The sequence below is a fragment of the Rhodococcus sp. NPDC004095 genome, from assembly GCF_053604015.1.
Genome location: NZ_JBSGGS010000007.1, coordinates 13,319 through 28,814, shown reverse-complemented (window position 1 = coordinate 28,814; position 15,496 = coordinate 13,319). Strand labels below are relative to the sequence as shown.

The following is a 15,496-nucleotide window of genomic DNA, read 5'->3' as shown; positions in this document are numbered from 1 at the left end:
CGGATGAAAATCAGGCACCGACATTCGGCCTACCTGCAGCAATGGATTTTTCACACCTGTTGACAACTCCGGATTCGACGCCCTGTGGACAACCCGTACGCGGGATCAGCGAGGTGGTGATGGGGTCGACGGCGTGGCCGCGTGACGGTGTCGCGGAAGCCGGACACTGTGGGGGTGGGCCGGTCGGCACAGAGTCCGTGGAGAAACAGATGCCCCTGGGAAGCGGTTAGCTCTGCCATAGCCGCCTCGGGTTGCAGCACAGGGGCGGCCCGCCGGGCTGAGGGGGCGCCGGCGGGCCTACGCCGTTACGCGGAGGGGCGACAACGACGCGGGGCGATGGTATTGCTCAGGTTTTGTGACTTGCGAGTACCGAACCGACCGGTTTTCATGGACCGATGTCCAGCTCGGACGCCAGGCCCCCGATTAGCGGCGGGTGCGCCAAGCCCGAATCCACGAATCCACGAACGGCAGCGGACGGAAGAGCGGCGCGCGACGACGCCGTGAGGTTGCCCCGGCCGCAGATTGCCGCGAGTTGTCCTGAGACTCGCGGCCTCGATGCGGCCGGGACGCCGTCGACAATAATTCAGCAATCAACAAGTTAACCAGATTTACGTGCGTGTCGAGCGACACTGTGTTGCAGGTTTCACCCGAGCAAGCCGCCGATGCGCTCGTCGGGTGCAGCGCCCGACCCGACGTGCGAGCCGAAACCGACCGATGCCGACCCGGCTTGCGCCCACCGCTCCCCCGGAACGCAGAAATCCCCAGGTGGATCAAGCACTCACCCGGGGCTTCGCTGAGCTGCCCGAGAGAATCCAACTCGGGCCTTGACCTGATGTTTTTCCGCCACGGCCCGCTGGCGCCGCTCGACGAACCGGCTCGCTCAGGCCTGCGAAGGTGGACATCGCCAAACTGTTCAGGCACCCCACGAGGAGGGGCGCTGAGCTCTCGCGATCGCAGCCGGCATTGCCCACGCCGTGGTCGGGATCATCAGCGAGACCGATGCGCAGGGCGATGATTCACAGCTGTCTGGGTTCACAGGCAGGGCTTCTATCATCGATCACAGACCGAGAAAATCGATCTGACCAGGTCCGCCGTGAGCGAACTCGGTCGCACAACATCGGTCACGGGCCTGCCCGCCAGGTGACGACCGTCCAGCTCGACGGGCCTGCGATGACCGATCTCGGATCGGAACAAGCCATGAGCAACACATCAACAACCCCAAGGTCACGCGGGCTGCGGATCAGGGCTGCCGTAATCGCCGTGATGACAGCGCTCCCACTCGGCCTGGCGACTGCTCCCGCAATCGCGGAGCCCGCTGCGATGGTCGACCATCCGTGGCAGCAGGACTGCGACCACAACGGGCCGTGGCAGTGGCAGCAGAACCGCGGGAACTGGGAGTGGGGTAACTGCGACAACGGCAACGGCCACTGGGAGCACCGAGATCACGGCAATGGTGACTGGCAGTGGCATCGCGACCGCGACGTACCGCCACCGTCACCATTCGGCAGCCTCGGGCCGCTCTTCGGCAGCTAGGCAGAGTCGTCGAGGTCGCCAGCCAGAAGCCGAATGGGAGGTGCTCCGACGGTTCCCGACCTGGGGTTTCGTGCCCCTCACCCGACGCGCAAGCGCGAAGAAGCCCCAGGCGAATCGTGCTCTCACCTGGGGCTTCGCTGAGCTGCCTGAGAGAATCGAACTCTCGACCTTTTCATTACGAGTGAAATGCTCTACCGACTGAGCTAAGGCAGCGCGCCCGGTCTCGCAACCGAGCAAGCGGAAGTCTAGCGGCTCTCCCCCGAAACACGAAAATCGGGTCCGCTATCCCAGCTCGGCGCCCAGTCTCGCCATCATCGCGGCCACTGCGAACTGGGGTTTCACGTTCGTGTCGAGCGCCTCACGGCAGTCGAGGACCGCCTCGACGCACTTCAGCAGCGCCTCGGGGCTGCCGACGGCGGCCATCTTCTGGACCTGCTCGGCCCGGTCCGGATGGTTCAGTGTCGCGGTGGACCCGAGCGCGGTGGCGAGCGCGTCTCGATACAGGCCGGCCAGGTCGATGAGCGCGCGGTCGAGGCCGTCGCGTTTCATCCGGGTCTCGCGCGACTTCTGCCGCCGCTCGAGGTCCTTGAGCACCCCCGCCGAGCCGCGCAGGGCACCGGCCGCGCCCTTGCCGGTACCACCGGCGCCGAGCGCGGTCCGCAGTTCGTCGGTCTCGCGCTCGTTGATCTCGGCGTTGAGTTCCTTGGCCTCCACGTCGAGCTCCCGGACCAGTTCCTCGGCGACGGAGTACCGGGTCGACCAGCGTGTCGCGGCGGACGCGAGTGCCAGCCCCTGGTCGCGGCGGCGCCGGGCCGCGTCATCGGTGGCCAGTCGCCGGGCCCGGCCCACGTGGCCGCCGCTGATCCTGGCCGCATTCAGCGCGGTCTGCTCGTCGAGTCCGTCGCTCTCGCGCAGCACCGCGGCGATCGACTCGACGGACGGCGTCACCAGTCCCACGTGCCGGCACCGGGACCGCAGTGTCACCGAGATGTCCTCTGGGTCCACGGAAGGCGCGCAGAGCAGGAACACGGTCCGCTCCGGCGGCTCCTCCACCACCTTCAGCAGCGCGTTCGCCGCGCCTTCGGTGAGCCGGTCGGCGTCTTCGATGATCATCACCTGCCAGCGCCCGGTGCTGGGCCGACGGGCGGCGGTCTGCACGATCTCGCGCATCTCCTTGACGCTGATGCTCAGCCCATCGGGGATCACTCGCCGCACGTCGCCGTGGGTACCCGCGAGGACGGTGGTGCACGCGTGGCACCGCCCGCAGCCGGGCTCCTCGTCGCTGGTGCACTGCAGCGCGGCCGCGAAGCACAGCGCGCCGACCGAGCGCCCCGACCCGGGCGGGCCGGTGAACAACCAGGAATGCGTCATGAGCGACCCGGCCGCCTCCGCCCCGCCGCGCGCCGCCGTCGCGGCAGCGATCAGTTCGACCTCGACATCCTGCTGGCCGACCAGTCGATCGAACACTCCTGCCATGCGCACCACCCTATCGACCGGGACCGACCTCGGGTGAGCCAGCGGCACGAGGGCGCACGTCCGAACCGCGGGGGGGCGTCCGAAACGTTCAAGACGCGACGGCCGGCCACCCCTACCGTCGAGGGATGACAGCACACATCGCCGTGATCGGTCTCGTCTCCGCCGATCTGACCCGCAGCTTCGAGTTCTACCGTCGCCTCGGCCTGGATCTGCCCGCGGACGCGGCCGGGCAGCCGCACGTGGAGGTGCCGTTGCCGGGCGGACTGCGGCTCGCGTTCGACACCGTCGAGGCGATCCGCTCCTTCGACCCCGACTACGTGCACGCGGCCGCGGGCGGCGGGCCGTCACTGGCCTTCGACTGCGGTACCCCCGGCGACGTGGACGCGATGTACACCGAGCTGCTCACCGTCGGCGGGACGTCGACCCTCGCGCCGTTCGACGCCTTCTGGGGGCAGCGCTACGCCACGCTGACCGACCCGGACGGCAACCACGTCGATCTGTTTGCGGCACTGCCCGGCTGAGCGAGCAGTTCCGTCAACGGTTTTCCGGCCAGGGCCCGCACCTCGCGGGCCAGGTGCGCCTGGTCGGCGTAGCCGCCGTCGGCGGCGACCCGGGCGAAGGCGTCCCCCGCCCGCGCCGCCGACAGCGCCCGGTCGAATCGCAGCACCCGGGCGAGGGTCTTGGGCCCGTACCCGAACGCGGACAGCGACTTCCGGTGCAGCTTCCGAGGGCTCCAGCCGAGTTCGGCGGAGACCTCGGCGACCGTGGCACCGGCGGCGAGCCGCGCCGCGATCGCCGTCTCGACCGGCAGGTCGGGCGTGTCGAGGCGGCGCCGCACCTCGGCGGTGAGGGCGCCGAGCGGATCGGTCTCCGCGTCCCCGGCCAACCGCCGCACCGCCGCATCGGACCACACGTCCGACAGCGCAATCCTGGTGTCGCGCAGTTCGTTCGCCGCGATCCCGAGTACGCGAGGGCCCAGTCCGGGGGCGAAGCGCAGCCCGATCGCCCGCGGGCCCGCCGCCGTGGTGCGGTGGGCGCGGGTGTCGGGGCCGGCGACGAGGAAGCCGCCGTCGTGCCAGATCACGTCCATGCACCCGTCCGGGAGCACCAGCGCGCCGTCCGTGCCGACCCGCTCCACCGTCCAGGCGACGGTGCCGGGCAACGCGACCGACAGTTCCCGGTACACCGCCACTCCCGGCGCGTCAGTCCTCGGCGGCCGGCTTCTTCGCGGGCGCCTTCTTGGCCGCCTTCTTCGCCGGGGCCTTCTTCGCGGCCGCCTTCTTCGCCGGAGCCTTCTTGGCGGGGGCCTTCTTCGCGGCCGCCTTCTTCTTCACCGGGCCGCGAGCCCGCCTGTCCGCCAGCAGTTCCGCGGCGCGCTCGTCGGTGATCGTCTCGACCTCGTCACCCTTGCGCAGGCTGGCGTTGGTCTCGCCGTCGGTGACGTAGGGGCCGAAGCGGCCGTCCTTGATCACCATCGGCTTCTCGGTCACCGGATCGTTCCCGAGTTCGCGCAGCGGCGGCTGCGCGGCACCCTGCCGGCCGCGCCGCTTCGGCTCGGCGTAGATCTTCAGCGCCTCCTCGAGGGTGACGGTGAACATCTGCTCCTCATTCGCCAACGACCGGGAGTCGGTGCCCTTCTTCAGATACGGGCCGTAGCGGCCGTTCTGCGCGGTGATCTCTTCCTTCGACTCCGGATCGACGCCGACCACCCGCGGCAGCGACAGCAGGCGCAGTGCGTCCTCCAGCGTCACGGTCGCGACGTCCATCGACTTGAGCAGCGAGCCGGTCCGCGGCTTCGGCCCGGCGGCCTTCTTGGCCGCCTTCTTCGCGGGAGCCTTCTTGGCCGGGGCCTTCGTCGCGACCGCGCCGTCCGCGTCCGCGCCGGCCACGGGCACCGGAACGATGTCCGGCGTCGGTTCGGGCTCCGGCTCGGGCAGCAGCTCGGTGACGTAGGGGCCGAATCGTCCTTCCTTGGCGACGATCACGTTCCCGGTGAGCGGGTCGGTGCCGAGGCGACGGCCGTCCTGCGGGGTCGCGAACAGCTTCTCCGCGTACTCCGGGGTGAGCTCGTCCGGCGGCAGGTCGTCGGGGAGGTTCGCCCGCTGCGAGACCAGGTCCCCTTCCGGGTCGTCGGGATTGACGACCATCCGCTCCAGGTACGGACCGAATCGACCGACCCGCACGTGTACCTCGCGGCCCTCGGCGTCGTCGAACAGCCGGATCGAGTTCACCTCGCGGGCATCGATGCCCTCGAGGTTCTCGCCGACCATCTTCTTCAGTCCGCCGGCCCGGGCGACCGAACCCTCCGGCCCCTCGTCGCCGCCGAAGTAGAAGCCGGACAACCAGTTTCCGCGCTGCTCGCGGCCGCCTGCGATCTCGTCGAGATCGTCCTCCATCGCGGCGGTGAAGTCGAAGTCGACGAGCCGGCCGAAGTGCGCCTCGAGCAAACCGATGACGGCGAACGCCACCCACGACGGCACCAGCGCGCTGCCGCGCTTGTAGACGTACCCGCGATCGAGGATCGTCTTGATGATCGACGCGTAGGTCGACGGCCGGCCGATACCGAGTTCTTCGAGGGTCTTGATCAGGCTGGCCTCGGTGAACCGGGCCGGCGGATTGGTGGTGTGCCCGTCCGGGTCCAGCTTCGAGGCCGTGACGCCCTGCCCCGCGACGAGGACCGGCAGCCGGGACTCGGCGTCGTCGGACTGCCCGCCGGCCTCCTCGTCGACGGACTCGACGTACGCCTTGAGGAAGCCGGGGAACGTGATGGTCCGGCCGGACGCCGAGAACGTGGCCTCCTCGCCCGAACGCGCCGTGCCGGTGATGCGCAGCGTCAGCGTGGTGCCGCGAGCGTCCTGCATCTGCGAGGCGACCGTGCGCTGCCAGATCAGCTCGTACAACTTGAACTCGTCGGTGCCGAGCTGGCTGTGCAGCTGCCCCGGCGTCGCGAACACGTCACCGGCGGGCCGGATCGCCTCGTGGGCCTCCTGCGCGTTCTTGACCTTGCGGGTGTACTGCCGCGGCGTCGGGCTGACGTACTCGGCGCCGTACAGCTCGGTGGCCTGCGCGCGGGCGGCCGAGATCGCCGACTCCGACAGCGTGGTCGAGTCGGTACGCATGTAGGTGATGTGGCCGTTCTCGTACAGCCGCTGCGCGGTGCGCATGGTCCGCTCGGAGGAGAAGCGCAGCTTGCGCGCGGCCTCCTGCTGCAGCGTCGACGTCATGAACGGCGCGTACGGCTTGCGGCTGTACGGCTTGTCCTCGGCGGACGCGACCGTCAGGTCCACGCCGTGGAGCGCCTCCGCGAGCGTGCGGGCGGCCGACTCGTCGAGCACGGTCACGCCGCCGGGCGCGGTCGCGCTGTTCGCAGCCTTGAGTGCGCCGTCGGCGCCGAAGTCGCGGCCGGTTGCGACCCGGTTGCCGTCGACGGCGACCAGCCTGGCCCCGAAGGTGCGCGGGCTGGCGTCCGCACCGGCGTCGAGGGTGGCGGAGATGTCCCAGTACTCGGCCGAGCGGAAGGCCATCCGCTCCCGTTCCCGCTGGACGATGACACGGGTCGCCACCGACTGGACGCGGCCTGCCGACAGCTTCGGCATGACCTTCTTCCACAGCACGGGGCTGACCTCGTAGCCGTAGAGGCGATCGAGGATGCGGCGGGTCTCCTGCGCGTCGACCAGGTCCTGGTCGAGGTCGCGGGTGTCCTCGGCGGCGGCGAGGATGGCGGGCTTGGTGATCTCGTGGAAGACCATCCGGCGGACCGGAATCTTCGGCTTGAGCGTCTCGAGCAGGTGCCAGGCGATGGCCTCGCCCTCGCGGTCGGGGTCGGTGGCGAGGAAGAGTTCGTCGGCGTCCTTGAGCAGGCCCTTGAGTTCGGTGACCTTCGACTTCTTGTCGGGGCTGACGACGTACAGGGGCTCGAAGTCCTGGTCGACGTTCACACCGAGCCGCGCCCAGGGCTCGCCCTTGTACTTCGCGGGCACGTCCGCCGCGCCGCGGGGCAGGTCGCGGATGTGGCCGACCGACGCCTCCACCACGTAGTCCTTACCCAGGTAGGGGGCGATTTTGCGGGCCTTGGTCGGCGACTCGACGATCACGAGCCGACGCGTCCGGCCGGCAGCGGTGGTGGTGTCCCCCGCCGTGTCCTTGTCCCGAGTTGCCACGTCCCTGCCTGCACCTTTCTCGACCTGTATTTCGGTGATCACCCGATTACCAGGGTGACACATCGCGGATCAATCCTCGCAGATCAGCTCCGCGACGACCGTTTTACACCCGGGGCCACGCGGCAGATGCCTCCGCCCCTGCCGGCGGTTCGCCGATGTTCTCCACCAGCCGCAGCAGCCGCCGATGGCCGACGATCCGCAGCCCGGGGGCGGTCCCCCGGGTGCCGAACAGGGTCGGCGCGATTCCCGCCCTCATCAGTGACTGCGCGAGGGGCGCGAAGGTGTCGGGGGCGCGGGGGTCCAGCCCCAGGACGAACCGGTCACCGTCGTTCTCCGCGTGGCCTGCGGCGAGCGCCCACGCCCGCAGTGCCCGCGGCCCCGGCACCCATCCGGGCGGCACCGCCTTGACCGCACCCCGCGTCCACCGCACGGCGAGCACGGCCAGTTCGGGCACCGACGCGGTACGGACCAGTGGGCTGCCCTCGTCCGACCGCGTGAGCTCGGCGACCAGGCCGACGTCCTCGATCATCTCGGCGATGGCCTCGGCCCGCCAGCCGGCGTCGACGACCACCGACACCCGCGCGCGGTCCGCGGTGGCCGCGATCTGTCCGGGCCCGGCCAGCAGCCCGTCGAGGTCCGACACCTCGGGTGGCACCGTCTCCGCGGAGAAGAACGACAGCTGGTTCATCCCTCGGACAGTAGCCCTGTCGCGCAGGGTTGTTCATGCGACGCAGGGAGGGGAACTGCGCGCCAACACGACTCGTCCCCCGACACCGTGCGGTGGCGGGGGACGAGAGATTCGTACCCGGTTACAGGTGAATCAGATGGCGCGAACGCCAGTGGCCTGCGGGCCCTTGGTGCCCTGGCCGACCTCGAACTCGACGCGCTGGTTCTCCTCGAGGGTGCGGAAGCCGCTGCCCTGGATCTCGGAGTAGTGGACGAAGACGTCAGCGGAGCCATCCTCGGGAGCGATGAAGCCGAAGCCCTTCTCCGCGTTGAACCACTTCACAGTGCCCTGTGCCATGCTTTTCCTTCTCTTTCTAACACCGGATGCGGCGGACGGCGCTCACAGCCCACCGGGCCGGTTCCGACCGCTGTACCGCTGATTTCCCCCTCAGGAAAAGCATCGAGCACCGCGCTCGCAACATCGTCCTGCGAGCGCGTACACGAACACAGAAGCTGCGACCGCGTGTTAGTCAACCACGCTTCCTGCGACTGCAACAGTCGAAAATCCATAAAGAAATGATCTTGTTGCCAACTACCGGTCGGTAACCGCAGCTCAGGGCGGCTGTCGGGACTCACCCGAGGCTCGGTTCCAGGCCCGCCGGGCGCCCCCAGTAGCATCAAAAGCCCAGGTCGGAGAGTGTGACCTGGCCAACACAGAACTCGGAGAACAGGCAGTGGACGAACCGGCGAGCTACGGACGCCAACTGCTCGGCCGAGTACTCGCCGGCACGCCCGCGGGCGACGACCCCCTCACCCACGTCGCCGATCTGCCCGCGCGCGAATCCCGCTTCGCGCAATGGCCGGGTTGGGCGAACCCGCAAGTGGTGGAGGCGCTGCGCGAGACCGGGATCCCGCTGCCGTGGACCCACCAGGAACGGGCCGCGAGCCTCGCCGCCGGCGGAACCAACGTCGTCGTCGCCACCGGCACCGCGTCCGGGAAGTCCCTGGCCTACCAGCTGCCGGTCCTGACGGCGCTCGCCGAGGACCCCCGCGCGACCGCGCTGTACCTGGCCCCGACCAAGGCGCTCGGCGCCGACCAGATCCGCGCCGCCGTGACCCTCTGCGACGGCGCGGACGACCTCGCCGACGTCTACCCCAACGCGTTCGACGGCGACACGCCGCAGGAGGTCCGGCAGTGGGTGCGCGGGAACTCGAGGTGGGTGTTCACCAACCCGGACATGCTGCACGTCGGAATGCTCCGGTCGCACCAACGTTGGGCGCACTTCTTCCGCAGGCTGCGCTACGTGGTGATCGACGAATGCCATTCCTACCGGGGCGTGTTCGGATCCAACGTCGCACTCGTCCTGCGCCGGTTGCGCCGCATCGCCCGACGGTATGCCGCCGACCCGGTGTTCGTGCTCGCCAGCGCCACCACCTCCGATCCCGGCGCCGCGGCGTCCCGGCTGATCGGCGCCCCGTGCGAGGAGGTCGTCGAGGACGGCTCGCCGCACGGGCCGCGCACCGTCGCCCTGTGGGAGCCCCCGCTGCTCACCGACGTGACCGGGGAGAACGGGGCCCCGGTCCGGCGCGCCGCCGGTAGCGAGGCCGCCCGGATCATGGCCGACCTGATGGTCGAGGGTGCGCGCACGCTGACGTTCGTGCGCTCGAGGCGCGGCGCCGAACTGACCGCGATGAGCACCCGCAGGCTGCTCGCCGAGGTCGATCCGGATCTGGCCGACCGCGTCGCGGCCTACCGTGCGGGATACCTCGCCGAGGACCGCCGCGAGCTCGAGGCCGCGCTCGCCGACGGCACCCTCCTCGGCGCAGCGACCACCAACGCACTCGAACTGGGCGTGGACATCGCCGGGCTCGACGCGGTGGTCGTCGCGGGATTCCCTGGCACCGTTGCCTCGTTCTGGCAGCAGGCCGGCCGGTCCGGGCGGCGCGGTGAAGGCTCGCTGGTGGTGCTCGTCGCCCGCGACGACCCGCTCGACACGTACCTCGTGCACCACCCGTCCGCGCTGTTGGACAGGCCGGTGGAGGCCACCGTCACCGACCCCAACAACCCGTACGTCCTCGGCCCCCAGTTGCTGTGCGCGGCGATGGAATTGCCGCTCAGTGACGCCGAGGTGGTCGAGTTCGGCGCCCTCGACCTGCTCACCGACCTCGCCGCGCAGGGCCTGATCCGCCGACGGGCACACGGGTGGTTCGTCACCTCCGGATCCAATCCCCATGCAGCAGTGGACATCCGAGGCGGCATCGGGCTGCAGGTCGCGATCGTGGACGCCGAGTCGGGACGACTGCTCGGCACCGTGGACGGCGGACGCGCCCCCGCCACCACCCATCCCGGGGCCGTCTACCTGCACCAGGGCGAGTCGTTCGTCGTCGACACCCTCGACCTCGAGGAGGGGTTGGCGCTCGTGCACGCCGACACCCCCGAGTGGACCACCTCCGCCCGCGAGACCACCGACATCGCCGTCACCGCCGTCCTCGACCACAGCGACTACGGCCCGGTCACCGTCGCGCTGGTCGAGGTCGAGGTCACCCACCAGGTCGTCGGCTACCTGCGCCGGCTGGCGTCCGGCGAGGTGATCGACTCGGTGGAGTTGGACATGCCCGCCCAGACGCTCCCGACCCGGGCCGTGATGTACACGGTGACCCCGGAACTGCTCGAGGGCGCGGGCGTCCCGGCCGACCTGTTCCCCGGCGCACTGCACGCCGCCGAGCACGCCGCGATCGGACTGCTGCCGCTGGTCGCGACCTGCGACCGCGGCGACATCGGCGGGGTGTCGACCGCCCTGCACGCCGACACCGGACTTCCGACAGTATTCGTCTACGACGGGCACCCGGGCGGTGCCGGGTTCGCCGACCGCGGGCACGCGCAACTGCGCCGCTGGCTGACGGCGACGCGGGATGCGATCGACTCCTGCGAGTGCAACGCCGGCTGCCCGTCGTGCGTGCAGTCACCCAAGTGCGGCAACGGCAACAACCCCCTCGACAAGGCCGCCGCCGCGGCGCTGCTGACCGCGGTCCTCGGCACCCTCCCCACCCCCGACGCGACGACCGCTGTCACCTCACCGCAGGTTCCGTAATGTCACATTGGGTCACTTGGCGATACCCAATGTGACATTACGGAACCTGCGCGGGTCAGACGAGGTCGTTGCGTTGCAGCCAGCGCAGGGTGGGCCAGCCGATGAACACCGGCAGCCAGCAGGTGAGTACCCGGTACAGCAGCACCGAGGGCACCGCGATCGCGGCGGGGACGCCGAACGCCGCGAGACCACCGATCAGCGCCGCCTCGACAGCACCGACACCACCCGGCGTCGGGGCGGCCGAGGCCAGGGTGCCGCCGATCATCGTGACGATGGTGACGGTGACGAACGCGACGGAGCCGCCGAACGCCTCCACACTCGCCCAGAGCGCCAGTGCTGCACCGAGAGTGGTCGCCGCACAGCCGCCGACGATGATGAGGAACCGTCCGGGATCGCGCGCCAGATCGACGAGTTCGGCGGTCAGGTCCGCGATCTGGGGGCGGAAGTCGTCGCGCAGCCACCGCCGCAGTTTCGGGACCACCATGAACGCACCGACCGCGCCGAACAGCACTCCCACGATCAGGTAGATGACCGTCGCGCTGGGGATGAAGTGCGACAGGTCGGCGTTCTTGCCCGCCGCGAAGCTGAAGATGATCAGCAGCCCGAGGTGCGTGACCACCTGCACCGTCTGCTGCAACGCAACGGCCGCGGTGGCACGCACGCCACCGAGTCCGTTGCGTTGCAGGAACCGCACGCTCAGGGCGAGACCACCGACCCCGGCCGGAGTGGTCGTCGCTGCGAAGGTGTTCGCGAACTGCATGACGGTCAGGTGCCGGAAGTTGACCGACTCGGTCGCGCACGCCCACAGGGCGGCGGCCGCGCCGATGTAGGTCAGGCCCGACACCGCCAGCCCGAGCAGCACCCACAACCAGTTCACCGAGCCCATCTCGGTGAGGAAGGTCGGGACCTGGCTGATGAACGGGTAGGCGACGTACACCAGCCCGATCAGCAGCACCAGCTGGATGAGCTGGTTCCGGGAGAAGCGGGTGACCTGCTCGTCGCGGATGACCTCGGTGTCGGTCTGGGTCCGGACCCCCGCGCGGACTGCGCCCATCAGCTCGCCGGGCTCGCGGACCGCCCGGCGGATCCGGCTCGGGGTCGCGGTGCGGGTCAGCCGCCCCGACGCGGCGATGACCCGTTCGGGCCCCACCGCGTCGATCGCCGCCGCCACCGCGCGCTCCACGCCGTACAGGTCGGCGGTCACCAGCAGAAGTTGCGCGGTGTCGGAAAGCAGCAGCGAATCGGACGCCCCGATTTCGGAGCGCGCGAATCCGTCGAACAGCACCTTGCCGTCGTCGATGCGGATGTTCTCGGGACGCAGGTCACCGTGGGACATCTGGTGGGCGTGCAGCCGTCGCAGCCCGTCCCACACCGCGCTCAGGTGGTCGAGGTCGTGGCGGTCCAGCGGTGTGCCGCGAGAGGTGGTGTGCGCATACATCATCCACCCGCGGTCGAGGACCCCCACCGCGACCGGGACGTTGGCGGACAGGCCGAGCGCCCCCAACGCCGTCGCCATCAGTGCCCGGTGTTCGACGGCACGGCGCAGCGACGCGAACGGTGGCAGCGTCTCGCTGCTGCGGAACGTCAGCCACCTGCCTGCCTGCCGGACCACGCCTTCGGTCCGCTGGTGCTGACCGAACAGGTCGAGGATCAGCGTGGTCTCGGTCCCGCCGCCATCCGCCGCCTCGGCCCCCGGGAGATCCGCCGACGCCGTGTTCGCCGGCGAATCGGCGTCGGCCGCGACGGGGTCGGGGACCCCCGCATGCTCGGCCGGCGGGAAGGGCCCGTGCCCGACCTCGGCGCCCGGCTCCAGCCGGCACCGCGCCGCCAGCACCAGCGGCCCGGGGCCGGCCGGGCTGAGGACGGTCAGTTCCCGCACGCCGCGACCGCGCCGGCCGAGCACCCGCAAGGCCAGGTCGACCGGAACCTCCAGCGCGGGGGTGCCGACGAACAGCACGACCAGCGCACCGACGAACCAGCCGACGGTGAGCCCGAGCATGGCCCGGGCGGGGACCATGGCGCTGACGAACAGGTGGATCGGCACGAACGCCAGCAGCAGCACCCACCAGAGCCGACGCCACCGTCTCGGCAGCCACGGCCCGCACACCGTCAGCACGGCCGCGAGCATCGCGATCCACCGCGAGTCGTCGAGGAACTGGGACAGGAAGGTGTCCCGGTGCTCGCTCAGGTCCAGGTGCCACTGGGGTGCGGCGATGCCGTCGCCGGTGATCGACAACGCGACACCGGCGATCAGCGCGGCGACCGCGTAGCCGGCCAGCAACTTCCAGCGTCGTCCGAAGACCATGCCGACGAGGATCGCGAACGGCAGCGCCAGGATCGCGACCCCGTACATCGAGTACACGCGGTTGGACAGTTCCGGGGAGGCGACGCCGATCAGATCGGAGATCGAGTTCTCCAGCGACTCCCACCGCCCGCGCGTCAGGTACGAGACCACCACCACGGCCACCACGGCCAGACCCGACAGCACCACCCTCAACTGGTCGCTGGTGCGACGTCGCAGCGGCTGCAACAGGCTTCCGTGGACCGGGATCTCCCGGCCGTCGACTCTCATACCCGCCCCCTACCCGACGTGGACGTGCGGTCGGCGGGACACGTCCGGCTCGGCCCGGCGCAGTACTTCTCTGGTGACCGGGGCCACCTCGCCCTGACCGATGAACAGGAACCGCAGCAGGTTCGAGATCGGGTTTCCCTCGGTCCAGTCGAAATACACGTGCGGGATGGCCCCGGTCCGGTCCCGGATGTCGAGGAGAACCGCGGCGATGGTGTTCGGGATCGCTGCGCTGTTGACCCACAGGATCCGGTGCTCGTCGCGCTGCCGGCCGTGGACGCGTAGCTTCGTCGCGAACTCCGACGAGTCCTTGATGTTGACCTCCAGGAACAGGATCGGTTCGGTGTCGGGAAGGTGGCTCTCGGCACGCTGTTTCGCGGCCTTGGCACGGTAATCCGCCGAACCTCGCCGATCGACGTCGTGGGTGACGATTCGGATGGTGCCGCGGGCGGCCTCGTCGATGAAGCGCTGCGCGGTCTCGTCGTAGCTGACCGAGTCGGCCCGCAACTCGAACGCCCGACTGAACCGGGACGCGAACGACACCAACAGGATTGCGATGATGAACAGGGTGGCGACCTGCACGCCCTCCGGCCGTTCGAAGACGTTTACCACGGTCGTGTAGAGGAAGATCGCCGACACGACAGCGAACCCGACTGCCTTGCGGGGCTGGCCGCGCCGCCGTGCGGAGATCGTGACGGCGACCGCCGCGGACGTGATCAGCACCAGAACTCCGGTCGCGTACGCGGCGCCCTGCGCGTCGACGCCGGCATCGAAGTACCAGGTGATCGCGAAGGCGATCGTGGCGAACACCAGCACCAGGGGACGGACGGCACGCGCCCAGTCCGGGGCCATCCCGAAGCGGGGCAGGTAGCGCGGCACCAGGTTGAGCAGCCCGGCCATCGCCGACGCGCCCGCGAACCACAGGATGGCGATCGTGCTGACGTCGTACACGGTGCCAAACCCGTTTCCGAGATACTCGTGCGCCAGGTAGGACAGGGCCCGCCCGTTCGCCTGCCCCCCGGCTTCGAACTCCGCTTCGGGAATCAGCACAATGGTCAGGAAGCTCGTGACGATCAGGAACCCGCTCATGATCAGTGCCGATGTGGTGAGCAGGTGCCGGGCCCCACGGATGCGTCCGCGCGGCGAGGAGGCGGTGTCGGTCTCGTCGCCGGTGATCTGCGGCATCACCGCGACCCCGGTCTCGAAGCCGGACATCCCGAGTGCCAGCTTGGGGAACACGAGCAGGGAGACGGCGATCATCGCCCACGGGCTGCCGTGCTGCGCGGACAGCGCGTGCGTCCAGTCGGTGACGACCGACGGCGCCGTGGCGACGTGCCAGAAGCCGGCCACCACGACCACGAGGTTCAGGGCCAGGAACGCGGCGACCAGAGCGACCGCGATGCCGATCGCCTCGGAGAACCCCTTGAGGAACACCGCCGCCAGCAGGGCCAGCAACACCAGGGTGACCACCAGGTTGCGCCCGTCCAGGAAGCTCGGGGCGAACGGGTTCTCGACGACGTGTGCGGCACCGTCGGCGGCCGAGAGCGTCATCGTGATGATGAAGTCGGTCGCGGCGAAGCCGAGCAGCACGAGGACGAAGATCTTGCCACCCCAGCGCGGCAACAGTTTTGCGAGCATGGCGATCGAGCCCTCCCCGCGGGGGCTCTCGGCCGCGACCCTCCGATACACCGGCAGCGCTCCGAGGAGGGTCAGCGCGACGAGGACGAGCGTGGCCAGTGGCGACAGCACACCGGCAGCCAACGCTGCGATGCCGGGCTGGTACCCGAGGGTGGAGAAGTAGTCGACGCCGGTCAGGCACATCACCTTCCACCAGGGGTGCTTGTGCTCCTCCTTCTTCGGCGGTGACCGGAAGGGCCCCTGGTGCCCGGCGGGCTCCTCGGTGATGTCCGCGAGCAGCCACGATCGCAGTCGCAGCGCGGAACGGTCCGTCATGGTCACACCCGAATCCTGCCATTGGCCCCGATACCCGGCGCCGAGGA

At 69.9% G+C, this 15,496-nt stretch carries 10 protein-coding genes and 1 tRNA gene; 3 read left to right on the top strand and 8 right to left on the bottom strand.

Annotated features, from left to right (window positions below):
- Positions 1–1,263: 1,263 nt before the first annotated feature.
- On the top strand, positions 1,264–1,533 hold the full coding sequence (locus ACWEPG_RS14915; protein WP_452594701.1) for a hypothetical protein: 270 nt from the start codon (positions 1,264–1,266) through the stop codon (positions 1,531–1,533).
- A gap of 140 nt (positions 1,534–1,673) precedes the next feature.
- Here ACWEPG_RS14915 and ACWEPG_RS14910 read toward each other — a convergent pair.
- Together ACWEPG_RS14910 and ACWEPG_RS14905 are read right to left on the bottom strand one after the other, a co-directional pair.
- A tRNA-Thr gene (locus ACWEPG_RS14910) sits at positions 1,674–1,746 on the bottom strand.
- Between the two features lie 69 nt (positions 1,747–1,815).
- Entirely contained in the window at positions 1,816–3,009 is a 1,194-nt protein-coding gene (locus ACWEPG_RS14905; RefSeq protein WP_452594700.1) for a DNA polymerase III subunit delta', read from the bottom strand.
- A 125-nt stretch (positions 3,010–3,134) separates the two neighbouring features.
- Between ACWEPG_RS14905 and ACWEPG_RS14900 the strand changes: the two genes are divergently transcribed.
- Entirely contained in the window at positions 3,135–3,530 is a 396-nt protein-coding gene (locus ACWEPG_RS14900) for a VOC family protein (RefSeq protein WP_452594699.1), read from the top strand.
- Here ACWEPG_RS14900 and ACWEPG_RS14895 read toward each other — a convergent pair.
- From ACWEPG_RS14895 to ACWEPG_RS14880, 4 genes are all read right to left on the bottom strand, one after another.
- Positions 3,467–4,195 (bottom strand): helix-turn-helix domain-containing protein, encoded by a 729-nt coding sequence (locus tag ACWEPG_RS14895; protein ID WP_452594698.1) that lies wholly within the window; start codon positions 4,193–4,195, stop codon positions 3,467–3,469. The genes ACWEPG_RS14900 and ACWEPG_RS14895 overlap by 64 nt on opposite strands.
- A 16-nt stretch (positions 4,196–4,211) precedes the next feature.
- On the bottom strand, positions 4,212–7,169 hold the full coding sequence (topA, locus tag ACWEPG_RS14890) for a type I DNA topoisomerase (RefSeq protein WP_452594697.1): 2,958 nt from the start codon (positions 7,167–7,169) through the stop codon (positions 4,212–4,214).
- A gap of 103 nt (positions 7,170–7,272) precedes the next feature.
- Positions 7,273–7,857 (bottom strand): hypothetical protein, encoded by a 585-nt coding sequence (locus tag ACWEPG_RS14885; protein ID WP_450112440.1) that lies wholly within the window; start codon positions 7,855–7,857, stop codon positions 7,273–7,275.
- Between the two features lie 132 nt (positions 7,858–7,989).
- The gene (locus ACWEPG_RS14880; protein ID WP_005515803.1) at positions 7,990–8,193 is read right to left on the bottom strand and encodes a cold-shock protein; all 204 of its coding nucleotides are present in this window, start codon (positions 8,191–8,193) and stop codon (positions 7,990–7,992) included.
- Between the two features lie 376 nt (positions 8,194–8,569).
- Between ACWEPG_RS14880 and ACWEPG_RS14875 the strand changes: the two genes are divergently transcribed.
- Positions 8,570–10,927, top strand: coding sequence for a DEAD/DEAH box helicase (locus ACWEPG_RS14875; RefSeq protein WP_452594696.1), 2,358 nt, complete (start codon positions 8,570–8,572; stop codon positions 10,925–10,927).
- A gap of 55 nt (positions 10,928–10,982) precedes the next feature.
- On the opposite strand, the gene ACWEPG_RS14870 is transcribed toward ACWEPG_RS14875, so the two are convergent.
- Positions 10,983–13,499, bottom strand: a complete 2,517-nt coding sequence (locus ACWEPG_RS14870; protein WP_450112442.1) for a lysylphosphatidylglycerol synthase domain-containing protein — start codon at positions 13,497–13,499, stop codon at positions 10,983–10,985.
- Positions 13,500–13,508: 9 nt separating this feature from the next.
- Positions 13,509–15,449, bottom strand: coding sequence for an amino acid transporter (locus ACWEPG_RS14865; protein WP_450112443.1), 1,941 nt, complete (start codon positions 15,447–15,449; stop codon positions 13,509–13,511).
- Between the last annotated feature and the right edge of the window lie 47 nt (positions 15,450–15,496).

Excerpts from the sequence above, each read along its gene's own strand:
- ACWEPG_RS14880 (WP_005515803.1), bottom strand. The coding sequence starts at position 8,193 with ATGGCACAGGGCACTGTGAAGTGGTTCAACGCGGAGAAGGGCTTCGGC.
- ACWEPG_RS14885 (WP_450112440.1), bottom strand. The coding sequence starts at position 7,857 with ATGAACCAGCTGTCGTTCTTCTCCGCGGAGACGGTGCCACCCGAGGTG.
- ACWEPG_RS14865 (WP_450112443.1), bottom strand. The coding sequence starts at position 15,449 with ATGACGGACCGTTCCGCGCTGCGACTGCGATCGTGGCTGCTCGCGGAC.
- ACWEPG_RS14900 (WP_452594699.1), top strand. The coding sequence starts at position 3,135 with ATGACAGCACACATCGCCGTGATCGGTCTCGTCTCCGCCGATCTGACC.
- ACWEPG_RS14870 (WP_450112442.1), bottom strand. The coding sequence starts at position 13,499 with ATGAGAGTCGACGGCCGGGAGATCCCGGTCCACGGAAGCCTGTTGCAG.
- ACWEPG_RS14905 (WP_452594700.1), bottom strand. The coding sequence starts at position 3,009 with ATGGCAGGAGTGTTCGATCGACTGGTCGGCCAGCAGGATGTCGAGGTC.
- ACWEPG_RS14915 (WP_452594701.1), top strand. The coding sequence starts at position 1,264 with ATGACAGCGCTCCCACTCGGCCTGGCGACTGCTCCCGCAATCGCGGAG.